We start from the raw sequence: 25,838 nt of genomic DNA, 5'->3' as shown, positions 1-25,838 counted from the left end.
GCATAGACAAGGTAGGATTTTTTTCTATATGAGCAACCTATCTAAAAACGGATGAAGACAATTGAGGAGAATCCCTCTAATCCAGCTTTCTTGTGCTGATGATAGATGTTCTGCCTGAAGGCATTCTTTTAGAAAATCGCGGACTTGTTCTGGTGCAATTTCAAACTCAAAGGCCTTCATCTTGTAGAAAAAGTCGATGAGATGCTCAGATATGAAGCCATCTGAAAAGGGTACTTCTCCCCTTTTTCGATATTCTAATAGGAGCCGAGAAAATCTGGCTTTTTCATCAGGCAAATCACGAAAATAGGAATTAAGAATCCAAGTCTGCTTCTGCTTTCGTTCAATAGGATCTTGATTTGCAATCCGCTGATCCTTTCCCAGATCTTTCTGGTTTTGTTTAGCCTTGATAGCCCGTTCGTCTCTATTCTTACCAAAGAGGATTTTTTCCCATTTTCGTTCTTCTTGGGTCAAGGTTTCTGTAAAGCCAAAGTAATCTTGATAGGCTCGTTCTACAGGCCCCATGGCAAGAATGAGGTTGTCAGCGTATTGCTTGGCGATTTTATCTCTTTTCTTACGTTCTTTCTCCGCTTGAATCCGTAAATGCTGCTCGTAGTCAATCTTCTCTTTGCCTAGTTTGACAAGGTAAAGTTGATCATCGGACTTACCAAGTAAAAAAGGTTTGATACACTTTTCCAGCACTTCTTCCATACGAGCCTTCTTCTTTGGCTCTGCCTTGGTCCAACTTCCGCCTTGAAAGACCTCTAGGAAGAGCTGATAGTCTCTCTCAGGCACGAATTGATTGCCACGATTGGCTTTGAAAACACCTTTTTCCAAAAACCATTTTAGAAGTCGTTCGTCAAAATCGCTTTTATTAACCTTGATTTTTTCCTTTTTCTGAGCCTTTCTGGTTAGGTTTTCAACTTTTCTGAGTAGTTTTTCTTCCTCTTCTAGTTGCTGATCGAGGCTAATACGATGAAAATGGCGAACACAGTCGCTTCCGATAGGAAACAGACGTTGTCCTGTAACTCCGTTAAAGAGTTCGTAGGCGTATTTGATAGCATTACCGCAGACACAATTGCTACGACCGATACCGTTAAAAATCAAGGAAACTTCATTCCATTCCTTGGTTGCCTGATCCCAAGTATCGGCTTTTGAAGCTTGTAAAACTGCATCGTGTAGGGATTTTCTAACTGGAAGTGGCATGAGGTCTCCTTTCTAATACTCAATGAAAATCAAAGAACAAACTAGGAAGCTAGCCGCAGGTTGCTCAAAACACAGTTTTGAGGTTGTAGATAAGACTGACGAAGTCAGTGAGCATATCTACGGCAAGGTGAAGCTGACGTGGTTTGAAGAGATTTTCGAAGAGTATAAATTATACTTTTACAACTTGAACCTCATCTTTGCCGAGCAAAATCAAGTATTTTTCTATGTTTTCAATCGAATAGGCTCTAGATAAAGCCTCTCCGTATAAGGCTAACTGACCACGATAGCGGTCTATGAGTTGACTTGGTTGATCGTAACGGTCTGTTTTGTAGTCGAAAAGAACGATGCGATCCTCATAAAGCAGATAGCCATCCAAGATTCCACGGACAACGAAATCTTCCTTACTCTTTTGATCTTTTTTGAGCATGGAGAAGGGTTGCTCGCGGTAAAGATGGCTGGTATTAGCGAGAATTTCCTGACCAAGTGCTGTATCAAAAAATGCTAGGATTTTAGAAAGATTGATCTTGTCTCTAGCAGCTGGACTAGTTTGAACTTGTTTAAGTGTTTCTGTTAGACTAGCAAGTGTTGGTTGTTGACTGAGGTCAATTCTCTGCATGAGTTCATGAGTGGCACTACCAATCTCTGCTCCAGTTACCTTTTTTTTAGTTAAAAAATCAGGTAAATTGAAGCTGATTTGCTTCTCTGGTGATTTGGTTTGGTTAGTAATTTCTACCCCTTCCATATCCATAACGGGTTCGTAGAATTTCTTGATTTGGCTTGGGGTTTGAACACTTGGTAGTTCAATAGCTGCGCGGTGAAAAGTATTATAAACTTCCACCTCTTTCAGCATTTCAAGGGCTTCTTTGATGATTTCTGACTGGCGGTTGTCTGCTTGAGAGCTGTCTTTTAAAGGGCTCTTGTTTTCCAATTCCCCGATAGCTTCTGTAGTCAACTGGTCTTCACCAACAAAGCGATAGCTAAAATTGAGATTGTCCTTGGCAAAAACTTTACTGATAGCCCAGATCCAATCTTGGAAATTTCTTGCTTGTAGTCTGGTATTGCTATCTAATTTTCCGTTTTCAGTTGCTGGGTATTCCTTTGCTTCCAGCTTTTCACGAGAACCCTTGCCAACAAGATAGAGCTTTTTCTCAGCTCTCGTCATGGCAACATACAGCAGACGCATCTGCTCTGAATAGCTAGCCAGTTGCAATTCTTCTTCATTCTGCGTATAAGTTAGGCTAGGAATGGAGAGTTTGATGGTTTTAGGATAGTGTGCTTCCACTGCTCCTGTTTCCACCTTGGCGATATATTTGACACCAAGCCCATTCTGACGACTGAGAATAACTTCTGACATCGAGTCTTGCTTGTTGAAGTCCTGATCCATGTTGAGGATAAAGACATAAGGAAACTCCAATCCTTTGCTCTTGTGAATAGTCATAAGTTCCACAGCATCCTTTGGCGGCGCGACTGCAACGCTTGCGAGGTCATGCTGAGCCTCCAAAACTTGATCAATCATACGGATAAAACGAGACAATCCCTTGAAATTACTCTTTTCAAACTGGTCAGCGCGCAGAGCTAGGGCGTAGAGATTGGCCTGTCTGGCAGGACCATTTGCTAAAGCCCCAACATAGTCATAATAAAAACGGTCGTTGTAAATCTTCCAAATCAAGTCATAGAGAGAGTGGGTTTTGGCATACAAGCGCCAAGAATCCAAGATATCCATGAATTGGTTTAGTTTTTTAGCTAGTTCCTTGTGAATTAAAACTTTCTGGGGAGTTGCTTGTTTTTGAGCATTGACCAGTTTCTCATAGAGATTTTCTTGTATCTTATCTTCTGCTTTCTGAAGGGACAAGCGTGCCAATTCGTCCTCATCGAAACTAAACATAGGAGACTTCATCAGAGCAACCAAGGCATAGTCTTGCAGGGGATTGTGAATGACGCGCAGGGTGTCTAACATGACTTGTACTTCTAGGGATTGGAGATAATTGTTTTGCTCACCGTCAGTTTTAACAGGTATCCCGTACTCAGATAAGGCAAGGAGAATCTGGTCATTTCGACTGCGACTGGAAGTCAAAAGGGCAATTTCTTTGAAGGCAACACCTTTTTCCTGATGAAGCTTCAGGATTTCCTTGATGACTAGACGCATTTCCCCAGTGAGTTTCGTGTCTGCCTGACTCTCTTCCTCTTCTTGCCCATTATCGTCCTTATCGTAGAGGAGAAATTCTGCCTTGTTGTCTGGATTAGGAGTCAGTTTGGTATTGGCAAAAACAAGCTGGTGCATGCTGTCATAGTTGATTTCGCCGACCTCTTGGTCCATAAGGCGTGCAAAAGCATCGTTGGTTGCTGACAGCACTTCTGAACTACTACGAAAATTTTCCTTGAGCAAAATCAGCTTTCCTTCTTGAGGATTTTGCGCATAGCGTTGGAATTTTTCATTGAAAATCTGCGGGTCTGCCTGACGGAAACGGTAGATAGATTGCTTGATATCTCCCACCATAAAACGATTGTGGCCATTCGACAGCAATTCTAGCATTCGTTCTTGAATGTGGTTGGTATCCTGATACTCATCGACCATGACTTCGTGGAATCGTTCCTGATAAGCCTCGCGGACTTGTGGGAAATTTTCTAGAATCTCGATGGTATAATGACTGATATCAGCGAATTCAAAGGCATTTTCCTGGCGTTTACGTTCACGATAAGCCTCCACAAAATCACTCATAAAGGTTTGGAAGGTTTTAGCTAGCTCCCAGGTGTCTTCATGATAACGCTCTTGATAGTCGAGAATGGTTATCTGGTCTGACAGTTGTCCTAGTTTAGCAAACTGGATCTTTCTCTCATCGTTATAGGCATCAGCCAGTGGTTTCAAATCGGCCTTACGACTAGAATTAGCTAGAGCTCTACCATTTTTTTCTTTCGAGATGGCGACAACACGCGTAAGCACTGCTTGATAAGCCTGGCTATCGGACTCTTGATTTAAGCAACCAATTTCACCCAGAACCAACAGCACATTTTCTAAATAAGTAGCTTTTGGAAACTCCTTGGCATCGTTATCCAGATGATAACGGAGGAAACTTTCCAAATCCCATAGCGCCTGTTTGATTTGCTCAGTTAATTTGTCTTTTTCAATTACAAAGTCAGCTTCTTCAAACCCTTTGAGGAAAGAGTTACTCAACCATTTTTTGGGGCTACTGGTGGATTGGAGGAAATCATAGATTTTGTAGACTTGCTGGCGCAGACCTCGTTCATCCTTGCCACGTCCAGCAAAGTTCTTGACCAATCGACTAAAGCTCTCTTTCTTTTCACCTTGGTAATGGTCTTCAAAAACCTGATGAAAAACTTCGTTTTTTAAGATTAACTGTTCACTTTCATTTTGTAGAATACGGAAATTTGGTGCAATATCAATCAGATAGCCATGTTTGCCGAGGAACTTTTGTGTGAAAGAGTCCATAGTTCCGATGGCCGCGTTTGGCAGATCTGCCAACTGACGTCCCAAGTGTTGTTTGAGATCAACATCATCTGTTTCTTGGATTTGTTGGCTGATTTTTTTCTCCAAACGTTCTTTTAGTTCAGTGGCAGCCTTGACGGTAAAGGTCGAGATAAAGAGTTGAGAAATTTCGACACCACGGGCTAACTGGTCAAGAATGCGCTCTGCCATGACAAAGGTCTTCCCTGAACCAGCAGACGCTGAAACAAGGATATTTTGCCCTGCAGTATAAATGGCTTCGATTTGCTCGGCCGTTTTCTGCTGTTCCTTGCTCGAATTCGCTTCTGCTTCTTGCAATTTTTGAATCTCTTCCTCAGTTAAAAAGGAAATGGGCTTCATCGATTCAACTCCTCTCTCATTTTTTCAAACCAAGCTTGCTTGAGCTTTTCTCCGACCAGACGCTTGCCGTCAGATAAGTCTAATTTCTCAAGGAAACGGGCTTGTCCCAAGTGGTAATTGGCTTCAAATCCAGTGATGGCTTGGTGTTGCTGGACATACGGGGCAATACTTCTGCCGTTTTCTGTGTATGGATTAATAGCAAAATGGCCTTCTAAAATCTTCTCAGCTGCCTTCTTGTAAAGATGGGCATTGTAGTCCAATAAGAGCTGGAATTCCTTGTCTGTCAGCTGATTAGCCTTGTTTTTGTTGTAAAATTCGCCCAAGTGACTGCTTTCTTTTTCTAAAAAGAGTCCCTGGTATTTCATAGATTTGCTGGCTTCTGCTACTGCTCCTGCCAGACTTTTAACGGTCAACAGAGATTGGACAGGTTCAGCCATTTCCAAGTACATAGCACCGAAAAAGTTCTGCTCCCCCTCTCTTTTTAGGGCAGCAAGATAGGTTGGCAGCTGGGAATTAAGGCCATTAAAGAAATTCGGAAACTGGAACTGAGTTAAACTAGACTTGTAGTCTACCACTCCTAACGCTCCATCAGCTTTCAGGCGGTCAATGCGGTCAACCTTGCCTCGCACATGGACACTGCGACCATTATCCAATTGAATAAAGGCCTGATCTTTACCGCCAAATGTTGCTTCCTCTTGGATGGTTTCGATAGCTGGATTATGCCGAAGGATGTGGCCCGTAGTTCGCGCGACATCAAGTAGAACTTCCTTGGTAAACTGGGCTTCCAGACTTTCCTGATAAATAGCCTCAAATTCACGTTCTTGGCTGGTTTCTTGAATAGCTTGTTCCAGACGTTGATCAAAGGAATCTTCATCAGGCAGTTTCAAGGCACGTTCAAAAATACGATGCAAGAAATTCCCGTGACTTCGAGCATCAGGACGCAGGCGCAATTCCTCCTGCAAGCCTAAGACATAACGGAGGAAATAACTATATTCATTGCGGTAAAACTCCGTCAAACCAGAGGTAGACAAGTAAAACTCCTTGTCAACTGGATAGAGTGCCTGCAAGGTATCTTTTTCTAATGGCTTGCTACTTGGATTAGTTGGGATAGCTGGATTTGTAAGACCTTTTTGGTCAAGTTTTTTCCCCATGACACGCGCAAGAACCTTTACAAAGGTCACATCTTGCTCATTTTCATTAGAACCTGCCTGCTGATGATAGGCAACTAGACTAGACAATAGACTGTGATAAGAACCCATATCATCCTTAGACAGACTTTTTTGATGAATCTTCTTCTCTATCCGGCTAAATCCAAAACTCACCAGTTCCTGAAGATAGGCCGATTCCTTGCTCTCATTTTCATTAAGAAGACTTGGTGCTGACAACACCAACTGCTTACGAGCGGCGTTGACTAAAGAAAGCATGGTATAGCGATTTTTCTTGAGATTTTCGCTACTTGCAATCAGTAATTGTGCTCCCTCTTCAGTTGCTTGGTTTAGGCTTTGTCTTTCTTCGTCTGTTAACAGGCTGGTGTTTTGCGCAATTTTTGGTAAATGATCCTGAGTCAGCCCAATGGCGTAGACAAAGTCAGCGGTCAGAGGCGCAATCAGATCGTAACTCTGCACCAGAACTGTGTCCACTGTCGCTGGAATGGTGCGATACTGGGACAAACTCATTCCAGAATGGAGCAAGGCTAGGAAGTCCTCCAGACTAACTTGTGAACCAGCAAAAACCGTCGCAAATTGTTCTAAAACATGGCAGAAAGCCTTCCAAACTTCGGCTTGTCTTTCCTGTTCTAGAGTTTCCATAGTGGTTGTCAATTCTTGCATCTGCTTGCTTAAAGCAGCATTTTTTAGAAAAGTATTCCACTTTTGCAAGAGATTTTCAGTCTTTTGCTTCCGACTGGCAAATAAGGTTTCAAGTGGCTCCAAAACTCGCAGACGAAGGGCATTCAAGTGTTCCAAATCAAATTTTCCGAGGTGGGATTTGGTAAAGGTCTGCTGAAAAGCTGACAAGCCATTGATGCCAAGATAGCGGAGATATTGTTCAAAAGCATCAATATCAGCCTGACTGAGGTCAGTATACAGACCAGTTCTGAGGAGATTAATCAAATCCTCCTGACGGAAACGGTAACGTTTTAAACGTAAAATAGACTCCACGTACTGGGTCAAGGGATGATGAGCCATGGATTCACTTCTACCAAGATAGAATGGTATCTGGTACTGGTCAAAAATGGTTTTCAACGATAACTGGTAAGAAGCCACATCACCCAGCAAAATACGGAAATTCTTGTAACTCAGTTCTGGATGGTCATGTAATTTCTGACGAATAGCGCGAGCCACCAACTCCAACTCTTCCTTTTGTGTCAAACAAGACCAGATTTGCAGATTTTCACGGTCCTTCTCATCTACATCTAAAGTAAGTTCTGAAAAATCATAAGAAGACTCCAGCAAACGAGAAGCCTTGTCAAAACTATCCATTTTCTCATGTGTCTGAGAACGATCCTGAGCAGGTGTTTGGTATTTTGCCCCCAAATGATGAAGAAATTCCACACTGGCTTGGTAGAGATTCCCTTCAGTGAACGGACTGGTATAGCCTTTCTTGCTTGCATAGGCCCCAATAACAATCTCAACACCTTTTCGATGAAGTAGATCCACTACACGCTCTTCCTCGGCAGAAAAACGGGTAAAGCCATCAATAACCAAGGCAATCTGACTAAAATCACTACTTACCTTGTCATTCTCAATAGCCTCAATCAAATGGGACAACTGACTTCCCTGAGCCAACTGACCTTGATTGAGATAGGCAGTCACTTTCTCAAAAATCAAGAGTAAGTCTGCCCGCTTATCCTCATCCGTCAAACTTTCCAAGTCCAAAAAGCTCATCTGAGCAGTCGTCATCTCATGATAAAGTTCAACCAACTGCTGGATAAATTGAGTATCCTGCTTAATCGCACCATAAACACGCAAGTCCTTGGGATCGAGTTCAGCAAGGCATTTATAAAAGGCCATTCCAAGGCCGATGTCATCTAGACTCGTCTTGGTTGGCAAATCATTCAAGACTAAGTAACGAGCCATCTGAGCAAAACGCGTGACGGTAATCGCAAAAGAAGCCTGCTGGGACAAGCATTTCAGCACGGCGCGTTCCTTTTCAAAAGAAAGAGAGTTGGGGGCAATGTAGAAGACCCGCTTGTCAGCAGCAACAAGCTCTTCTGCCTCTCTCGTTAAAATTTCAGTCAAAGAAGTCCGAATATCAGTATAAAGTAATTTCATCTCAGCCTCGTTTGCTTTATCAAAGTTTCTTACTCTATTATAGCAAAGTTCGCTTCACAGTCCAAATCCAAAATTCTAGTTGACAATCATTTAATTAGCAAATCAATCATGCTTCATCATCCACTTTCATATGCTGAAAGATATAGAGAAAAAAGTCTTTGGAAACTTCAAAATGCCCATAACGAAGTCGAGAAGTATAGTCTTTCCATTCAGGATGTTGTCTGGCTATTTCTATGAAGCAATCTTTGACTGGTTGATAATACTCGACATTTCGTCTAAAGGGAAAGAATCCTTCAAACTGCTCTACTTGATAGGCCTTGTCGTCTATAATTTTACCTACGGCCACAAAAGCCTGTAACTTGTCTTGACCGTTCATATCGTATTTTGGACTATAGTATAAAAGATAGTCACCTTTTTTCATACGGTTTAAGGGGCCGCCCTTTCCATGACAGACCTGACAAAAATTCCCTTCAACTCCTCTTAAAACATGGTTCTTCGAAACAACTCCGACCCAATATCTAGGCATTTTTATCCTCCAACTCTACTAACATGCGATTAAAAACTTCTCTATCGTTAGATAGTTTTTCAAAAAATTCTTCATCAACCCCTTCTACTAAAGGTAAAGCTTGATTGGCCTTCTCCGCGCCAGAATTCGTCACTGAAACCAGTTTTGCCCGACTATCCTTTGGGTGTTGATCACGTCTAATGTAGTCTTTCTTCTCCAGTAACCTAACAATCTGGGAAACCGTCATGACATCCATACCAGTGAACCGAGCAATATCAACTTGAGTTACATATTCCTCTCTATTGGACAAAAACAAGAGCGAGGTTAAAACGATAAATTGGGGCAAAGTGAGTCCAACCGATTTCAAGACTCTTTTCAAATTGCTTTCCCACTTGTTGTAGACTTTGATGAAAAGAAGACCTGTAGACTCTGTTTCATCATTTTTGTAAATTGAATTAAAGTGATACTTTGACATTTTTTCTCCTTAAATATTAAGTATACATATTATATAAGAATTTATTTTGTTTTTCAAGAAAAGGAAGCTTGAATTTTACAATTCTGTCAGACATTTCATAGTCTATATGCTATAATAAAAGCAAAACACCTAGAAAAGGAAGTCTTATGATTAAACTACTAGCCTTGGATATGGACGGAACCCTCCTTAACGAAGCCAAGGAAATTCCACAAGCCCACATTACTGCCATTCACCAAGCCATTGAAAAAGGTGTCAAACTGGTTCTCTGTACAGGTCGCCCGCTTTTCGGTGTCCTCCCCTACTATAAAAAACTAGGACTTGACCTCCAGAACGAGTACGTCATCGTCAATAACGGTTGTTCAACCCACCAGACCAGTGACTGGGGGCTAGTTGACTGGCAAGAACTCAGTCCAACTGACATCGAATACCTCTATGACCTAGCTGAAAAAAGTGATGTTCAGTTGACTCTTTTTGATGAGGAACACTATTTTGTCCTCGGTGGTAAGCCTAATCAAATCGTTCAAAATGATGCCAAGCTTGTCTTTTCAGACCTGACTGAAATCTCCCTTGAGGAAGCTACCAGTGGTAAGTATCGCATGTTCCAAGGCATGTTTTTAGGAACAAAAGAGCAAACAGACGATTTTGAGCAGCGATTTGCTGAGGAACTCTGCCAACGATTTAGCGGAGTTCGTTCGCAGCCTGTCATTTATGAAGCTATGCCACTTGGAACGACAAAGGCTACTGCTCTTTCACGTCTAGCTCAGATTTTGAAGATTGATTCCTCAGAAATCATGGCCATAGGCGATGCTAATAACGATATCGAAATGCTTCAGTTTGCAGGACTTGGCATTGCTATGGGAAATGCCAGCGACCATGTCAAATCCCTTGCTAATGACGTTACAGCCAGCAATGAAGAAGAAGGCGTTGCGCGTGCGATTGAGAAGTATATTTTATAAAAAAGAAAAGCAAATAGACAGAAATTACTGCTATTTGCTTTTTTTGCTATTTAACCAAATAAGCAATCAAGGTTATAATCCATAGATGAGCTGGGTAGAAAATATAAAAGAAATATTTACTCCAACTGGTTTCTTTTCCTCGCTGTCCATTATAAAGTGCCATAAAAGGAAATACGGTGATAAAGAGCCAGTCAGAATTGTAAAGCATCATTTCCAGTGTTTGGTACCATGTGTCGTAGATTTGGATGGAAGTCACTAACAAGAAGGCCCACAGAAAGGCATATAGGAGATTTCGCAAGCCCTTGCGATTTCGACAAGAGTAACTAATCAAGAGAAATTGTAGCATGGTGATGCCACCCTCAGTAAAAAGACACCCGAAAATCAAGAGCCCAGCAAGCCCAATACGACGCCACAACTTCTCCTTTTTATCCAACTCTTTTCTGGGAAAACCAATCCAAAGCATGGTGACACCGATGGCCAAAGTCAAGAAAATATTATTAGTAACCATTACACCCTTAGAGGCAAACAGAGTATTGAGAAGGCTATTTCCAGCAAACATGATAAGCGCCCAAGACCAGAGGCGGATGAGGTAGTTTTTCAAATTTCGAGTATGGATGAAGCCTTCCATAGCCATATAGGCAAACCAAACTCCCACACAACGGGTCAAGGCGTGAAAGATACCTTCCCACAAAGGAGAAACGATTCCTGTAATATGCGGAATATGGTCTAGAACCATTACTGCCGCCATCAGATACTTCAACTGCGTTGCATTCCATTTTTTCATAATAAACCTCTTTCTTTTTGATCTACATAGAGTATAGCATACATTTCCGCGTATAATCGTACACCTATCTTACATTTAAAAAGCCTATCTTACATTTTTGTAAGACAGGCATGAATATCAAAAATTTATTATGAAAGTTACCTTCTAGTCCGTAATTCGTTGGTACATTTCTGGTCTTCTATCTCGAAACAGTCCCCAGTTGAGGCGTTCACTTGCTCCCTTGTCAAGGTCATAGGTCGCTAACAGAACAGCTTCACCTTGTCTTTCAGCTTTCTCTAGAATAGTTCCTGTTTCATCCGTCATAAAGGAGGAACCGTAGAAGTCAAGACTGGAACTCTGTCCGCCATTTTCCTCACTAGGAGTGACTTCCTCCACACCATAACGATTGGCTGCAATGACTGGGACAATATTAGCTGCTGCGTGCCCTTGCATAGTACGTTGCCAGTGACCACAACTGTCTGTATCCAAAATTGGCTCTGAACCGATAGCGGTTGGGTAAAAGAGCAATTCTGCCCCATTCAACGCAAGACAGCGCGCTGTTTCAGGGAACCATTGATCCCAACAGATGCCAATCCCAATCTTAGCGTAGCGAGTATCCCAGACCTTGAAACCAGTGTTACCAGGCGTGAAATAGAACTTTTCTTGATAATAATGGTCATCTGGTATGTGGGTCTTCCGATAAACACCCAGCACTTCTCCATCAGCATCAATGACGGCGATAGAATTATACAAGACATTGCCATCTTTTTCATAGAAACTAATCGGTAGAACAACCTGTAGTTCCTTAGCAATCACTTTAAAATGCTGAATGGCGGTATTTTCTGTCACTGACTGAGCATATTGGTAGTAGTTATACTGGCGTTCCTGACAGAAATAGGGGCGTTCAAACAACTCGGGTAAGAGGATGATTTGTGCGCCTTGTTCCGTAGCTTGACGTACTAGACGTTCCGCTGTTTGGATATTTGTTGCTACATCCTTAGCACATTGCATCTGGATTGCTGCAACTCTAACATTTCTCATCTTTTTCTCCTATTCTGGGATTTGTTGGGTGATACAGTGGATATTGCCACCACCTAATAGAATATCTCTGGCTGGAATTCCGACAACTTTACGGTCTGGGAAACACTTGCTGAGGATATCTAGGGCCACTTGGTCATTGACATCCTGAAATTGTGGCACTAAGACAGACTTGTTGGCAATATAAAAGTTTACATAGGAGGCCGCCAGACGTTCACCTGCATATCGCTCCTCTTCACCTTCTTCATAGATGTAGCCTGGCAGATCCTCTTCGGTTACAACTTGATGAAGCGCTGGGATTGGCAATTTATGAATGGTGAAGGGACGCCCTTTTGCATCTGTTTCTTTTTTTAAAAGCTCAAGGTCAGCTGCAGACATGGCATACTGAGGATCGTTTTGATCATCTGTCCAAGCCAAGACAAGCTCTGCAGGACCAACGAAAGCGGCAACATTGTCAACGTGTTCATTGGTTTCGTCCTGATAAATACCATAAGGAAGCCAGATAACTTTTTCAGCGCCAAGATAGTTCAATAATCTTCTCTCGATTTCCTCTTTACTGAGATGAGGATTGCGACCAGCGCTCAGAAGGCAACTTTCAGTCACAAGAATGGTTCCTTGACCATCGCTATGGATTGCTCCGCCTTCCAGTACAAAAGGTTTAGCATCATAGACAGGCATTTCCAAGGCCTCAGCAAAATGACTGGCTACTTGATCATCATCTTCATAGTCTTGGTAGAGACCATCTACAGCTCCACCCCAAGCATTGAAAGACCAATCCACGGCTAATTTCTGGCCTTCATCATTTACAAGAATAGTCGGACCTGTATCACGGGCCCAGGCATCATTGGTGGGAATGTCTAGATAAACAACCGTGTCTCCAAGATAGGATTGTGCTTCAGATAGATAGTCCTGCTCCACCAAAAGATAAACAGTTTCCCCTTCTGCTATGGTCTTGATAATCTGGTTAAATGCTTTTTTGGCAGCCTTTCCTTGAAAGGGCCATGAACCTGGTCGAGTTGGCCATATCATGAGGGTACCATGATGGGGTTCGTACTCTGCTGGCATACGATAGACTGATTTTTTCGGAGTTTCTATCATGATAATCTCCCTTTAAAGTCTTGGTAGCCAAAATCTTTGACTAGACCGCACTCACCCTCTTTATCCATGAGATAGAGACTTGGCAAGCCAATACCGTTAAAGGTATTATTTTTAACAAATGAGTAAATAGCCATGTCTTCGAAATAAAGTCTATCTCCAATTTCAACTGGATTTTCAAAGCTATAATCGCCAATCACATCACCCGTCAGACAGGTATTGGAAGAAAGTCTATAGGTGTGGGCTTTTTCCTGAGCCTCAAATCCATTTCTCAAAGGTGGACGATAGGGCATTTCAAGTACATCTGGCATATGGCAGGTCGCGGAGGCATCTAAAACCAAGATTCCCATATCATTTTCTACAATATCCAATACCTCCGTTGCTAGATAACCAGCATTGAGCGCAATAGCTTCACCCGGCTCGATATAGACCTCAAGATTGTAAGTTTCTCGGATACGCTTGATTTCAGAAATTAGCAAATCCACATCGTAGTCTTCTCTGGTGATGTGGTGTCCACCACCCATATTGAGCCATTTAACTTGATGCAAATAGGGTCCAAACTGCGCTTCTACTGCTTTCAAAGTTGTCTCTAAATCATCTGAACCTTGCTCGCAAAGGGTATGAAAATGAAGTCCGTCCACTAAATCCAATAAATCACTTGGTATCTTGTCTGAAGTCACTCCAAAACGAGAGCCAGGAGCACAAGGATCATAAAGCGCGTGGTCACCCTGCGTTGAACATTGAGGATTGATGCGAAGACCCACACTGATACCAGCATCACGACAACGTTGACCATATTTTCGTAGTTGTCTCTCTGAGTTAAAAACAATATGATCCGATATTTGCAGTAGTTCTTCCATATCTGATTCCTTGAAAGCAGGTGCAAAGACATGGACTTCCCCCGGGAATTCTTCTCTAGCGAGCTTAGCTTCATAGAGACCACTTGCAGTTGTACCAGATAGGTACTGGCTAATCAAGGGATAGGTTTTGTAGAAGGAATATGCTTTCTGGGCAAGCAAAACCTTGCAACCAGCTTCTTCTTGTACATATTGCAAAATGCGACAGTTGGCTTCTAACTTTGCTAAGTCAATGACGTAAGCTGGTGTTGGAACTTGTTCTAACTTCATTAGTCCACCATTTGCGGGTTTTCTACCACAACCCAAGGCAAGCCGTACTCATTCAAAGCTTCCATGAATGGATCTGGATCCAATTCTTCAAGGTTGTAAACTCCAGGTTGTTTCCAAGTTCCGTTCATAACTAATTTTGTCCCAATCATAGCTGGAACTCCAGTAGTGTAAGAAATAGCTTGTGAACCAACTTCTGCGTAACATTCCTGATGGTCGCAAACATTGTAGATATAGATAGTCTTTTCAACGCCATCTTTGACACCTCTAAAGATACAGCCGATATTGGTTTTTCCAACTGTACGTGGGCCAAGGCTGGCTGGATCAGGAAGCAAGGCTTTCAAGAATTGAATCGGCACAATGTCTTGTCCATTAAAGTTAATAGCATCTGTACGAAGGAGACCAACGTTTTCCAAGCATTTCATGTGCGTTAGATAAGATTGCCCAAAGGTCATAAAGAAACGAATGCGTTTAACACCTGGAATGTTTTTGGCAAGTGATTCGATTTCTTCATGGTGAAGGAGATACATGTCTTTCTGTCCAACTTGAGGGAAGTCATACTCACGCTTGATAGACATAGCTTCGACTTCGACCCATTTTCCATCTTCCCAGTAAGAACCTGGCGCAGAAACCTCTCGGAGATTGATTTCTGGGTTAAAGTTTGTCGCAAATGGATAACCATGGTCACCACCATTACAGTCTAAAATGTCGATATAGTGGATTTCGTCAAAGTAATGTTTGAGTGCATAAGCTGAAAAGACGCTGGTTACACCTGGGTCAAAACCAGAACCAAGAAGAGCGGTCAAGCCTGCTTCTTTAAATTTCTCCTGATAAGTCCATTGCCATGAGTAGTCAAAGTAGGCTGTAAAACCAAGTTCCTTGCAACGTTTTTCATAGATAGCACGCCATTCTGGGTCTTCCGTATCCTCAGCCTCATAGTTAGCTGTGTCGATATAGTGGACTCCAGTTGCCAAACAAGCGTCCATAATTGTTAAATCTTGATATGGTAAAGCTACGTTCAAAACAGCTTCTGGTTTGTAGCTTTCAATCAAGGCAATGACTTCTTCTACCTTGTCAGCGTCAAGGGCAGCTGTCTCAATCTTTGTACTTGTTTTACCTTCCAGTTTAGCCTTCAAGTCATCACATTTTGACTTGGTACGGCTAGCAATCATAATTTCTTTAAAGGTTTCGCTATCTTGGCAAATCTTTGAAATAGCAACTTGGGCAACGCCCCCACATCCAATAACTAGTAAACGACTCATTTTTTTCCTTCCTCTTCTTCTAAAATGTCTTCTACATACTTAGGCAACATAAAGGCCCCCACATGTAAGTTTGCAGTGTAGTATTCTGTGAAAAGCTGACGTTTTTTCCAGCCTTCCTTGTCAAAATCTTTGACAGGGTGATATTTTTTCGAAGCAAATCCAAATAACCAATAGCCAGCAGGACTAGTTGGGATATGTGCCTGATAAACTCGACTAATTGGAAAGGCTTGATTGACCTTGCGGTGCATGCTTCGGCAAGCCGACTCATCTTCGTCAAAGAAAGGACTCCCATGCTGGTAAATCATGATTCCGTCCTCTTTGAGAGCCCGATAACTATTTCCGTAAAATTCCTTGGTAAAGAGACCTTCTGTATGGCCAAAGGGATCTGTCGCATCGTTGATGATAATGTCGTAATCATCCTCACAGTTTCTCAAAAAACGTAGGCCATTTTGATAATAAATAGTGACACGAGGATCATCAAGACCAGCCGCAAAGTCGGGGAAGTATTCTCGACAAACTTCTACTAGCATCTCATCTGGTTCCACGATATCGATTTGCTCTAGCTCAGGATAGAGTGTTAAAACTTGGGCAACACCCCCGTCACCACCACCAATAACCAATACTTTCTTTGGATTAGGATGCACAGCCATGGGAACGTGGACGGTCATTTCGTTGTAGACAAAATCATCCGCATCTGAGAACAAGACATGCCCATTTAAAATCAGTATTTTCCCAAAAGCTGGCGTATCCAAGACTTCGATATCCTGCCATTCACTTTTTCCAGCATAGAGTTGCTTGGCAGTTCTCAAGGACAATTTCACATCTGGAGTATGAACTTCAGAAAACCATAAATCCATCTAGTTCTCCTTTCTCTTAATGACGTTGATGTGATTGACCTCTGGATCTTCCGTCCCTTGGAGGGAGCAACCACGTTCTTTGGCAAATTGGACATAGTCTACAATTTCTCGTGTAATGCGTTCACCTGGTGCTAGGATTGGAATTCCTGGAGGATAACACATGACAAATTCCCCACAGACTTGTCCAACAGAATCATCCAAGGTTAAACTTTTTCTCTCTGAATAAAAGGCTTCCTGAGGAGACAGGACCAACTCGGGTTGAATATATTCTCCAGCAATCAAGTCCTTCCCATCTCTCGAGTAAAGTCTCTTGATATCAGCTAAAGCACCAACCAGACGCTCAATGTCTTGGATGCGGTCACCAATTGAAATATAGGCCAATATATTGCCAATATCCCCGAATTCAATCTGAATGTCGTATTCGTCTCGTAAGAGGTCATAAACCTCGATACCTGTTAAGCCAATACCCTGAGTATAGACAGACAACTTGGTCACGTCAAAATCACAAACGGAAACACCGTCTATTAACTCTTTTGAGTAGGCATAGTAACCTCCGATAGCATTGATTTCACGACGAGCGTACTCAGATAATTCAATAACTTTCTCAAAAGACTCTTTTCCACGGAGAGCTAAGTTCCGTCGAGAAATATCCAAACTAGCCATAAGTAGGTAAGAGGCAGATGTAGACTGGGTCAGGTTGATAATCTGACGAACGTACTCAGGATTCATCTGCGCCCCGATAAGTAAAATGGAGCTTTGGGTCAAACTCCCACCAGACTTATGCATAGAGACCGCCGCCATATCAGCACCTGCATTCATAGCAGAAATTGGGAGTTTATCTGTAAAATGCAGATGAGCTCCATGGGCTTCATCCACTAAAACAAGCATGCCAGCATCATGAGCCATATCTGTCAATCCCTTAAGATCTGAACAAATCCCATAGTAAGTTGGATTGTTGATTAGGATAGCCTTGGCATCTGGATGTTCCTTTATAGCTTGAGCCACACGGTCATTTTCAAGACCTAAAGCGATGCCGATTTTAGGATCTACACTCATCTCGATATAGATGGGAATGGCACCACATAGAACCAGCGCATTGATAGCAGATTTGTGGACATTTCGTGGCAGAATAATCTTATCTCCTGCCTTACAGGTGGAAAGAATCATGGTTTGAACAGATGAGGTTGTTCCCCCAATCATGAGAAAGGCATGCGCCGCTCCAAAAGCATCTGCAGCCAATTCCTCCGCATCACGAATAATCGAAATGGGATGACCAAGATTATCCAAGGGTTTCATAGAATTGACATCAATGCCAACACATTTTTCTCCTAACAGTTCGACAAGTTCTGGATTTCCTCGTCCACGCTTGTGACCTGGCACATCAAAGGGGACAATCCTTTTCTTGCGTAGCTTGACCAAGGCCTCGTAAATTGGGGCTTGGTTTTGATCTAACTTCTTCAAGACATACTCCTTTACCGTATTTTTAGCACCTCAAGAAGATAAAGGCGACTAAAGGTTGACTTATGAAAAAAGAGCAGGTTTTCACCTGCTCTGCAATCTTCTGACGTGTGTATTTTGGTTTCTGTTGAGTATGTCTGTTCCCGATGTTTCCTAACTCTCTAGTAGCAAATATTACGTACTTTATTGATCGTTTCACAAGATGACGTGTGCTTTCACCACACTAAAATTTATGAATTAGGACAAGCGTCCTAACATCAACTTATAAAAGTAGGCTTTTAACCCTATCAATAATGTGGCTTTTCAACCACGCTTCGGCATTCAACCCTGCCTGTCCGTAGGCATTTTTTACTCGGGTTTATATTTGCTAGAAAACATCTTCTCATTTTCTAAGCCTTATAACTATACCATGTTTACAAGAGCTTGTAAAGGATTTTGTGAAACTTTTTTAAACAATTTCTTTTTTTGTTCGTGAAATATTACTCAACAATAAAAAGAAATCGTTTTAAATTGAGATTAAAAACAAAAACAGGAACTAAATCGATTAGTTCCTTTGTTGAATCGTAAGTATAGTCAGTTATTCAAAATCTTATCTACTTATCTCGTGCTACTTGAACAGCTAGTTCAAAATCAGTCATCATATAATTTTCATCTAGGCGGATGAGACCATAGTACTCATTCCAAAATAGTGAATCACTGTTGCTGGACCACTTTAATCCATACCATAGTTGAGTGACATCACTTGTATTTGATGGTGGAATTGACCATAGATGCTTCTTGAAAGTTTCTTGAACAAGTGGAACATCTAGCCTAGTAGTCAAGTCAAGTTCATTTAATTTGAAAGTAATAGAATGTTTTTTTGCTGCCTCAATACTGTCCTTGTTAAATCGAACCTGAATAATCTTAGAATCTTCTATAGCCACATCATGGTCCTCAGCACCGTAAAAGGAAATACTGCCCAGTACTATGCCATCTTTTGCTAGGAGATAGGGAGAGTAAGGAACAGCATTGCTATCAAGCTTGAAGCCTTTTTCGATGGTAACTGTTTTATCTCCAGGATACTTTTGGAAACTGTTACTTGTCAGGAGGTCTTCATAGTCGCTACCACCATCGCCCTGTCTTACATAGATGTCAAATCCAGCGTCCATCAGCTCACTGGATTTAGTTTCAGTTAAAATGATTTTACTTTCATTAATTTGTAAAATCGGTGCTTGAGGTGGCAAACCAATCGTGAGATTAAACATGACTCCTACTAGAAAGAACATCAAAGTTATAAGGAGGGCGAGTAAAGACTTTCCAGTCCTTTTTCGAGCATTGAAGAGGGCCATTAGAGCTGGGAGGAGGATCATTTTAGCTAAAATAGAATTCCCCACACCGCCTCTATTTAAGGTCTGAAAAGCAAAGATCCCTGCGATTGCAATCAGGGATAGGTAGACCAAAATCTCGCCTAGACCCAGTTTTTCTGTTCGAGTTTGTTGATTTACAGGAGTTTCGTACAATGACTGTCCATTCTCTTTCCTCTTTTTTAGAAAAAGATAGAAGCCCAGACCTAGCAGCAGATTAAAGATTGCAAAAGCTATTAAAGTACCTATAATCACTGTTCTACCCATGGCTCTCTACTCCTTTATGTTCTCTCTCAAACCTTTTCTTTCTCATTAAAAGCAAATTCCCGACTAATAAAACGATTATTAAGAAAGGACTACCTTCTATCAGTACAATCGGTATAGCATAAATGGCAATCATTCCCATCTTTTTATCTTTAAGAATATTGCTGATATTTCTAGCTCTGTTTCCCAAGAAAGTGCTATAATGGAGCTAATAAATTATTCTGTATTCATTGGTGAAAAAAGGGGAAATAGCCATGTTCACTACTGTTGTTTTGATTTTTTATGCTCTTTTCTTTCTATCCTTATCCTTTACCATTTATCTCTATATCAGACTTGTAATCGCAGTAAATAAAGGCAAGGAAATTCCCAAATGGATTTATAAACTTGGGCATGCAATTCAAGGAAGAATTCACGTTGACTATGAAGAAATCACTGATGCTAATGCCCTTAAAGAGATTCATTGGTTCTTGCTAATCTATTTAATCGTAAATCTATTCGTATTGGCCGTCTTCTACTATCATGGCAATAGCTTTCCTCAAGCCGTTTATGAATGTTTGAAAAAACAATTTTTTATCGTACTTGTTAGTATGGTTTTAAAAAGTATTGGCAAATTTGTTGTACTGGCTATAAGAAAAAACTTTCATAACAGTCATGTCTATGCATCAACCAACGCTTTTATCGGGACAGCCTTTTTAACGAGTTATATTTTTATGTTTTGCATCATGATGAGTGGTCTTCCAGCTCAACCTGTTCCTGTCACCATTCAAAATACCACAGTCATTATCGGAGAGACCAAGGCTTCCGAGCTTTTAGAGCAAGGTTTCATCTTCGAAGATAAAGGTGCAAATAGTCCTATCACCAATCCAAAAAACGACCATTTCTACTACGGCCAGCTTCTCGAAATCAAGCGTGAAGATCAGTCCTATGGTTTTATGACCCTTACTCCTACTGGCAAAGATACTGATCAACTCAAAAACTGTGTCATTACCTACTATAGAACGCCTAAGGATGCCCATCAATTGCAGGGAATTTCTATCAATTATGTCAGTTTAGCAAATCTCAAGCTCCAAGATTTTCAAACAAGAAAATTAATCGATATCTTTGAAGTCAATCCTGCTGATTACAATGTCGCTGAGACTGACTCAAACTACATCCTAACCATTCAAACGGCAGATTACGATCTCTGGAAAAGATACAGGATTGAAGCCAAGTTCAATTCAGGTGGTTCCATAGATAGTTATGGTGTTAGAGCTCAACACAGTATGTGGGAATAAGATAGTATCATTTCAATACGAGCAAGTATAAGATTAAGTAAATGATTAAAAACTACTTAATCTTATGCTTGTTCATTTTTTCTTGGAAAATATCTGTCAGAATTTGGCGCAATTCTTGAGCTTCCTTTTCAGAAAGTTGGCCTTCTTGTTCAGCGACTGCGTATAATTTGGGGAACTCAAGCGAGATTCTCTTGACAGTACGTGTAATAGCATGTTTTCTAACGAAAAAAGGTATACGTTTTATATATTCTTGAGGGATTAAGGCGATAATCTTATCGGCAGTTTCCTTATCGTTAAGCTTAGAGAAAGTTAGTCCCTTTTTAATCATTTCTTGTTCTTTTTCGGTAAAATCTTGTAATTCCATATATCTACTCCTTATCTTCAACAACTTGTTTTTGTATGAGAGCTATTCTAACTATTCATGAAAATGGTTTATCTAGATACTCACGTGTATGTTTCCCTCTATTAAAAAATTCTTATTCTTTCGGTTGAGAATAGACTTCGATATGCTGACCTAGTACCTTGATTTCTACAGGTAGATTATCGGATTTGTCACCATCAACATCCGTTTCCAATTCACTATCTGAAGAGATTTTTATATGTCGAGCTTTCAGATACTCGATATTATCATTTACGACAACATCCCCTTTTAATAAATCAGGGATAACTGACAATTTAGTAAGAATTGACGCATCTTTTAGAATCAAAATATTAGCATAACCATCCTTGTCTTCATCAAAGATTTTTTTGTCAGCGAAATAATTTGTGAGGAGAACTAAAACATGACTGGCTGGGCCAATGTAATTACCATTATCAGTCTCAACTGTAATGTCAAATGCTTGATCTGTAATCACAGACTTCATGGTATTAATCGCATAGGCGAGCATACCAAACTTTGTTTTATCTTCTATCCCAACGTTGTGGATAGCTTCTGGCAAAGAGCCTATACTAAAGATATAACCAAAATAATTTCCATTTGATTTTCCGATATCAATCTTATTCGTAGAATTAAAATCGAGTTCGTCAATGGCACCATCAATATCTTGATTAATTTCTAACAGTTTCGTAATGAGATTTCCAGTTCCTCCTGGGATAATCGCAAGTTTAGGAATGTAGTCTTTTTCCGCGATACCAGATATTACCTCATTGACAGTCCCATCTCCACCAAAAACAAGAACAGCATCATATCGCTCACGAGAAGCTTCTTCTGCAAAGTTTGTAGCGTCTTGCGCTTTCTCCGTAATTTTAATCTCCACATCTTCAAAATAGTCTCTAGCTTTATTCTCCAGTTTTACCTTATAATCCAAGGCTTTTTCGCCACCAGAGGTTGGATTAATAATTAACATAATTTTTTTCATTTATAATTCTCCTTAAGGATTTTAAAAACAATATAGATCAATTAAAAAACCTTTTTGTTTCTCATTCACTTATTTGATGTCGTATTAGATAGATAGTTTTATATTGAGTTAAAAACTATCTATCTAAACTCATTGTACTTGATTCTAGTTTATTTAGCAAGTTTACAAGATTAGCATTAAAAAACCAACCGATATTTCCTTTCGATTGGTTTTTTGTGAAGAATTCATAAGTTTAACTATACAAAAACTCTTCCATCGCTTCTTTCACATATCCCTCTATATCTTCAATCTCTACAAACAGCGGGTCTAAGTGACATAAGAAGTGCCAATCTTCGGTGCCGCGTTTACTGTAGAGAATCGCTTCACCGTCTTCACTTCCCAAAAAGCTTCTATCGACTTCGTACCCTTTGCTTTCTAAGAAGGCTTTTGCCTTGCAGAAGCTTGCTTCTCTGGCTTCGACATAGTCTTTAACTTCATCGTTATTCACGACATAGGCATCGACTTTTGTAGCACCTTCGATTACTTTATCGTTTTTAACGGATAAATTCGAAATTTCTTTCCAAATAATGTCCACATTTTTTTCAGGTTCAAACGAGAATCTAGATAAAGGGACAATATTTCCATTGAAGACAATCTCCATATAATCCGGTAGATTTTTTGGATTAAAATACTCCACTACAAACCCATCTTCTTTTTCTAAAGTATATCCAGGGATTTCAGCTACAAATTCTCGTCCTTCTTCTAAAGTCTCAAATACGACTAAATCCTTTTGATAATCACTTTGATACAATTCCAATATAAGCATTGATCACTCTCCTGATCTTTTTTGTACTAAACATTTTTATGCTACCGTCAATAAGCCAATCTCTCAACATTAGATTTTAAGGCTATTTCTAAATTTATCGTTGCTCTTGTAAAAATACTGATTTTACTTATGTTACATCTAATCTGTACACTCAGTCTTTGCAAATCTCAATTAGGCTATTTTATAAAACTATTCTCTCACTTAAACATTTTCTAAAAGTAAGATTCTATTTACATTCTCTTGTCCATTCATATTTCGCGTTTTATTTTGAAGAATATCAATATTCTTTATTAATTATATACATTTCAAAAATTTTAACTGAGTTTCCTCTAATCCTCTCGTATATATAAATCTATATCCCATTGACTTAATTCAGCCATTTCTAGAGTAAAATCTATCAAATACACTGGAATTTCATCATACTCATTAATGTTTTTTATTTCTTTTAAATGTTCCTGTGAAACTCCAACAACAATAATATTACATTCCTGCTCGAAATTTTTATACTTATAATCTTCAGCCAATTTTTTACTTGAAAACAGTAAGATCTTATTTGATAATACGCTGTTTTTTTCTATAGGTGTTTTACCATCTGTATTCATTAACATCCAAAAAGGATCTCCTATTGTATTGAAATCTGGTTTTAAGTACCTAGTATATTCAGACATAGCAAAAGTATCAAACTCATCATATTTTATCAATTTAATTCCATTATACTCTGATACTTTACAAGCACCGTTTTGAAATTCACTTTCTGCAGAAATAAATACACCATTAATACCACCAATATGCTTCAGTTTGTAATCGAAATTTCTTAATTCACTAACATTGATTGAGTTTTTCCAATTTTTACATTCTATACCAACTTGATAAAATATACCAAAGTGCTCAAATGAATAAAGAACGTCTATTTCATGAGTCGCACCATCATCACCCACCATCTTAACTTTCGTTTGGATTTCTGCATTTATTCTCTCTTTCTTAGAAAGTAATAAACAAATATTTTCAACTACTTTTTCAAAATCATCACCTTTTCTCATCTATTCACCTCACATATACTTTTCTAATAAGATTATAATCTACAATATACATTTTTACATTATAGTCTATTGTGGAAGAATTTTGTTTACTTGGTCGAACAAGACCGAATTTATATGGCAAAATCCCCTTCTCTGCAAGAGAAATCAAAAATACTAAATGACGTTGCGAAATACCAAATACATTGTACCCATTTTGTTGTTTACAGTATGCCTCGGCAAGTTTTTTTGATGTAAAAAGTGGCAAAGCATTCTCTTGAATCAAATAATTCCCTGTATTATTTTTTGTTCGTTCATCAATTTGCATCAAAGTCCAAAAAGGATCACCAATATCATTTTCATCAGGTAAAACTTCTCTGATAGATTGCAAAACATTTATTCTCGTTTCTTCCATAGTATCAAAATAAATAGTTTGAATATGTTTATTATTAGCAATATTCAATGCTTCTTCATCTATTTTATCGTTGTAATATAAAACTCCTTTAGGAAAATAACCTAAATCTTTTAAGAGGTTATCGAACTGCCATACATCTTCAGCTTTTACAATTTTATTATCTATTATTTTTATAACCGTTCTTTCTAAATTATTCATCTGAACAAATTCAATGTATATATCTATTTTGTGTTCAATATTTTTCCCTTTAACTCTAATATTTTTAAAAAGTTTAGGATTGATTAAATTTTCTCTATTTATCCTATACTCGTATAGAGAGAATATTAAATCAATCAGCTCCACTCCATTATTTTTATTGTTTCCGTTATTATCTTTCATTTGATTCTTTTTACAAAAAATATTTTTGAAAAAATTCATTATTATTACTAACCTCCTTGAATATAAACTGGAAATCTTAGAGAATATCTGTTACCACATTGTTTTTTCTCCGACAGTTATCGTATAATCAGTTATTAAACTATTCTTATCAATTCTCTCCTCTTAATCACGACTGCACCTTCACATGAGATTTTTAGAATATTTGAAAAATTATAGATTTATTCAAAATCCATTGATTTTTCAAATATTACAACATTTCTATTGTTTCAAGACTATTTTTTTCAATCTTAGTAAGTGAAATCCAACACATCAACGCAACATATTAAACATTCGCAGTCATCAGGAAAATATCCACATCCTTTTTAACGATAACATAAGGTTACCATTAAAAAGTGATACCTCGACAACCTGGGATTATACTTAGATGGAATCCACTCTTTCTTTGATAGACAGGTTATGCGCTCTGTGCGAAGGACTCCTTCCAATGCACATGGCGCGTTCTTTATTGTATGATAATAACGAAACCACATTATTCCTGAACTCTCATCGACTTCGTATTGCCGTCAAAATAACTGCACCACAATTTCTCCAGGTTTAAGTCATCAAATCCATGTCTCATCATCTCACGAACGGCTTCTGGTGTAAGCCCCTGGCCCCAATACAGAACCCCTACCAGTAAGCAATCTCCGCCTCAGTTTCAGGAATCCCTATACCACTTGCAGGGCCAATCTTCAATCCAATACTACCCACTTACTGCATAGTTTCTTTAAAACTACGGCATATGCCTCAGGTGCTGAAAGCACACTTTTTATAATCTCTTTGCTATTTTCAACACTGGTATGTATCGGCCATCCTGTAATCGGACTAACCTCTGGATGACTGGCATATTGAAATAAATCATTGGCATCTTTTTCTTTCCATGGGCGAAGAATCAGCCTTTCCGTCTATAAAATCATTTTTTCTCCTTAAATTCCAACTGTTTATAAAATTGCTCAAGATGAAGGTTTTTACGATTTGATTCTTTTTATCAACGTTTATACTTCAATGTGTGGTGCTAGCGAACTTCCAAATTATACAACGAAAGTATATACTGTCTTGTACCAAACGCCCTATTTAAAATAAATGTGTAAAATTATTTATTACTAATATAGTTA

22 protein-coding genes are annotated in these 25,838 nt (G+C 39.6%); 2 read left to right on the top strand and 20 right to left on the bottom strand.

From position 1 onward, the window contains the following. Window positions 1-24: 24 nt before the first annotated feature. The 5 genes from FOA33_RS04525 to FOA33_RS04505 all read right to left on the bottom strand — a co-directional run bounded on the left by FOA33_RS04525 (window position 25) and on the right by FOA33_RS04505 (window position 9,278). Window positions 25-1,203, bottom strand: coding sequence for a hypothetical protein (locus FOA33_RS04525; RefSeq protein WP_221160785.1), 1,179 nt, complete (start codon window positions 1,201-1,203; stop codon window positions 25-27). 169 nt (window positions 1,204-1,372) lie between these two features. Beyond that, window positions 1,373-5,026, bottom strand: a complete 3,654-nt coding sequence (addA, locus tag FOA33_RS04520) for a helicase-exonuclease AddAB subunit AddA (RefSeq protein ID WP_221160784.1) — start codon at window positions 5,024-5,026, stop codon at window positions 1,373-1,375. Beyond that, window positions 5,023-8,298, bottom strand: coding sequence for an ATP-dependent nuclease subunit B (rexB, locus tag FOA33_RS04515; protein WP_221160783.1), 3,276 nt, complete (start codon window positions 8,296-8,298; stop codon window positions 5,023-5,025). Before rexB ends, addA begins: the two co-directional genes overlap by 4 nt. Window positions 8,299-8,404: 106 nt before the next feature. After that, on the bottom strand, window positions 8,405-8,824 hold the full coding sequence (locus FOA33_RS04510) for an EVE domain-containing protein (RefSeq protein ID WP_109290025.1): 420 nt from the start codon (window positions 8,822-8,824) through the stop codon (window positions 8,405-8,407). After that, window positions 8,817-9,278: a MarR family winged helix-turn-helix transcriptional regulator gene (locus tag FOA33_RS04505; protein WP_221160782.1), complete on the bottom strand. Its 462-nt coding sequence runs from the start codon at window positions 9,276-9,278 to the stop codon at window positions 8,817-8,819. Before FOA33_RS04505 ends, FOA33_RS04510 begins: the two co-directional genes overlap by 8 nt. Before the next feature lie 146 nt (window positions 9,279-9,424). Here FOA33_RS04505 and FOA33_RS04500 point away from each other — a divergent pair, with 146 nt between their 5' ends. Further along, the gene (locus FOA33_RS04500) at window positions 9,425-10,234 is read left to right on the top strand and encodes a Cof-type HAD-IIB family hydrolase (RefSeq protein WP_109290023.1); all 810 of its coding nucleotides are present in this window, start codon (window positions 9,425-9,427) and stop codon (window positions 10,232-10,234) included. Window positions 10,235-10,280: 46 nt separating this feature from the next. Here the strand turns inward: FOA33_RS04500 and FOA33_RS04495 are convergent, their stop codons facing one another. The 8 genes from FOA33_RS04495 to FOA33_RS04460 all read right to left on the bottom strand — a co-directional run bounded on the left by FOA33_RS04495 (window position 10,281) and on the right by FOA33_RS04460 (window position 19,441). Beyond that, entirely contained in the window at window positions 10,281-11,018 is a 738-nt protein-coding gene (locus FOA33_RS04495) for a TraX family protein (protein WP_109290022.1), read from the bottom strand. A gap of 144 nt (window positions 11,019-11,162) precedes the next feature. Continuing rightward, entirely contained in the window at window positions 11,163-12,038 is an 876-nt protein-coding gene (aguB, locus tag FOA33_RS04490; protein ID WP_109290021.1) for an N-carbamoylputrescine amidase, read from the bottom strand. A gap of 9 nt (window positions 12,039-12,047) precedes the next feature. Then, a complete protein-coding gene (aguA, locus tag FOA33_RS04485; RefSeq protein WP_221160781.1) occupies window positions 12,048-13,133 on the bottom strand; it encodes an agmatine deiminase in 1,086 nt (361 codons plus the stop codon). Continuing rightward, window positions 13,130-14,257 (bottom strand): carboxynorspermidine decarboxylase, encoded by a 1,128-nt coding sequence (nspC, locus tag FOA33_RS04480; protein WP_221160780.1) that lies wholly within the window; start codon window positions 14,255-14,257, stop codon window positions 13,130-13,132. The genes aguA and nspC overlap by 4 nt, the downstream gene beginning before the upstream one ends. Continuing rightward, window positions 14,257-15,516 (bottom strand): saccharopine dehydrogenase family protein, encoded by a 1,260-nt coding sequence (locus tag FOA33_RS04475; RefSeq protein WP_221160779.1) that lies wholly within the window; start codon window positions 15,514-15,516, stop codon window positions 14,257-14,259. Before FOA33_RS04475 ends, nspC begins: the two co-directional genes overlap by 1 nt. Next, window positions 15,513-16,373, bottom strand: coding sequence for a polyamine aminopropyltransferase (speE, locus tag FOA33_RS04470; RefSeq protein WP_000366713.1), 861 nt, complete (start codon window positions 16,371-16,373; stop codon window positions 15,513-15,515). Before speE ends, FOA33_RS04475 begins: the two co-directional genes overlap by 4 nt. Beyond that, entirely contained in the window at window positions 16,374-17,834 is a 1,461-nt protein-coding gene (locus tag FOA33_RS04465; RefSeq protein WP_221160778.1) for an aminotransferase class I/II-fold pyridoxal phosphate-dependent enzyme, read from the bottom strand. Window positions 17,835-18,424: 590 nt separating this feature from the next. Then, window positions 18,425-19,441: a hypothetical protein gene (locus tag FOA33_RS04460; RefSeq protein ID WP_221160777.1), complete on the bottom strand. Its 1,017-nt coding sequence runs from the start codon at window positions 19,439-19,441 to the stop codon at window positions 18,425-18,427. 251 nt (window positions 19,442-19,692) lie between these two features. Here FOA33_RS04460 and FOA33_RS04455 point away from each other — a divergent pair, with 251 nt between their 5' ends. Beyond that, on the top strand, window positions 19,693-20,712 hold the full coding sequence (locus FOA33_RS04455; protein ID WP_221160776.1) for a hypothetical protein: 1,020 nt from the start codon (window positions 19,693-19,695) through the stop codon (window positions 20,710-20,712). A gap of 52 nt (window positions 20,713-20,764) precedes the next feature. Here FOA33_RS04455 and FOA33_RS04450 read toward each other — a convergent pair whose 3' ends face one another. From FOA33_RS04450 to FOA33_RS09390, 7 genes are all read right to left on the bottom strand, one after another. Continuing rightward, window positions 20,765-21,076: a hypothetical protein gene (locus FOA33_RS04450; protein WP_221160775.1), complete on the bottom strand. Its 312-nt coding sequence runs from the start codon at window positions 21,074-21,076 to the stop codon at window positions 20,765-20,767. Between the two features lie 112 nt (window positions 21,077-21,188). Continuing rightward, the gene (locus FOA33_RS04445) at window positions 21,189-22,070 is read right to left on the bottom strand and encodes a diacylglycerol/lipid kinase family protein (protein ID WP_221160774.1); all 882 of its coding nucleotides are present in this window, start codon (window positions 22,068-22,070) and stop codon (window positions 21,189-21,191) included. A 232-nt stretch (window positions 22,071-22,302) separates the two neighbouring features. Beyond that, window positions 22,303-22,875, bottom strand: coding sequence for a hypothetical protein (locus tag FOA33_RS04440; protein ID WP_221160773.1), 573 nt, complete (start codon window positions 22,873-22,875; stop codon window positions 22,303-22,305). Between the two features lie 329 nt (window positions 22,876-23,204). After that, window positions 23,205-23,915: a restriction endonuclease gene (locus tag FOA33_RS04435; RefSeq protein ID WP_084857417.1), complete on the bottom strand. Its 711-nt coding sequence runs from the start codon at window positions 23,913-23,915 to the stop codon at window positions 23,205-23,207. Between the two features lie 4 nt (window positions 23,916-23,919). After that, a complete protein-coding gene (locus FOA33_RS04430; protein ID WP_221160772.1) occupies window positions 23,920-24,723 on the bottom strand; it encodes a hypothetical protein in 804 nt (267 codons plus the stop codon). Between the two features lie 490 nt (window positions 24,724-25,213). Continuing rightward, a complete protein-coding gene (locus tag FOA33_RS09395) occupies window positions 25,214-25,303 on the bottom strand; it encodes a hypothetical protein (protein ID WP_259664504.1) in 90 nt (29 codons plus the stop codon). 112 nt (window positions 25,304-25,415) lie between these two features. Further along, a complete protein-coding gene (locus FOA33_RS09390) occupies window positions 25,416-25,616 on the bottom strand; it encodes a GNAT family N-acetyltransferase (protein WP_311043420.1) in 201 nt (66 codons plus the stop codon). Window positions 25,617-25,838: the final 222 nt, after the last annotated feature.

Source organism: Streptococcus cristatus, assembly GCF_019685515.1.
Classification (GTDB): domain Bacteria; phylum Bacillota; class Bacilli; order Lactobacillales; family Streptococcaceae; genus Streptococcus.
The sequence above is the reverse complement of the archived record's forward strand: the minus strand, read 5'-3'. Positions and strand labels throughout refer to the sequence as shown.

Coding starts and splice junctions, on each gene's coding strand:
- FOA33_RS04440 (WP_221160773.1), bottom strand. CDS start 22,875: ATGCTTATATTGGAATTGTATCAAAGTGATTATCAAAAGGATTTAGTC.
- aguB (WP_109290021.1), bottom strand. CDS start 12,038: ATGAGAAATGTTAGAGTTGCAGCAATCCAGATGCAATGTGCTAAGGAT.
- nspC (WP_221160780.1), bottom strand. CDS start 14,257: ATGAAGTTAGAACAAGTTCCAACACCAGCTTACGTCATTGACTTAGCA.
- FOA33_RS09395 (WP_259664504.1), bottom strand. CDS start 25,303: ATGAGACATGGATTTGATGACTTAAACCTGGAGAAATTGTGGTGCAGT.
- FOA33_RS04505 (WP_221160782.1), bottom strand. CDS start 9,278: ATGTCAAAGTATCACTTTAATTCAATTTACAAAAATGATGAAACAGAG.
- FOA33_RS04455 (WP_221160776.1), top strand. CDS start 19,693: ATGTTCACTACTGTTGTTTTGATTTTTTATGCTCTTTTCTTTCTATCC.
- rexB (WP_221160783.1), bottom strand. CDS start 8,298: ATGAAATTACTTTATACTGATATTCGGACTTCTTTGACTGAAATTTTA.
- FOA33_RS04525 (WP_221160785.1), bottom strand. CDS start 1,203: ATGCCACTTCCAGTTAGAAAATCCCTACACGATGCAGTTTTACAAGCT.
- FOA33_RS04435 (WP_084857417.1), bottom strand. CDS start 23,915: ATGAGAAAAGGTGATGATTTTGAAAAAGTAGTTGAAAATATTTGTTTA.
- FOA33_RS04500 (WP_109290023.1), top strand. CDS start 9,425: ATGATTAAACTACTAGCCTTGGATATGGACGGAACCCTCCTTAACGAA.
- FOA33_RS04430 (WP_221160772.1), bottom strand. CDS start 24,723: ATGAATTTTTTCAAAAATATTTTTTGTAAAAAGAATCAAATGAAAGAT.
- speE (WP_000366713.1), bottom strand. CDS start 16,373: ATGGATTTATGGTTTTCTGAAGTTCATACTCCAGATGTGAAATTGTCC.
- FOA33_RS04495 (WP_109290022.1), bottom strand. CDS start 11,018: ATGAAAAAATGGAATGCAACGCAGTTGAAGTATCTGATGGCGGCAGTA.
- FOA33_RS04445 (WP_221160774.1), bottom strand. CDS start 22,070: ATGAAAAAAATTATGTTAATTATTAATCCAACCTCTGGTGGCGAAAAA.
- FOA33_RS04510 (WP_109290025.1), bottom strand. CDS start 8,824: ATGCCTAGATATTGGGTCGGAGTTGTTTCGAAGAACCATGTTTTAAGA.
- aguA (WP_221160781.1), bottom strand. CDS start 13,133: ATGATAGAAACTCCGAAAAAATCAGTCTATCGTATGCCAGCAGAGTAC.
- FOA33_RS04450 (WP_221160775.1), bottom strand. CDS start 21,076: ATGGAATTACAAGATTTTACCGAAAAAGAACAAGAAATGATTAAAAAG.
- addA (WP_221160784.1), bottom strand. CDS start 5,026: ATGAAGCCCATTTCCTTTTTAACTGAGGAAGAGATTCAAAAATTGCAA.
- FOA33_RS04460 (WP_221160777.1), bottom strand. CDS start 19,441: ATGGGTAGAACAGTGATTATAGGTACTTTAATAGCTTTTGCAATCTTT.
- FOA33_RS04475 (WP_221160779.1), bottom strand. CDS start 15,516: ATGAGTCGTTTACTAGTTATTGGATGTGGGGGCGTTGCCCAAGTTGCT.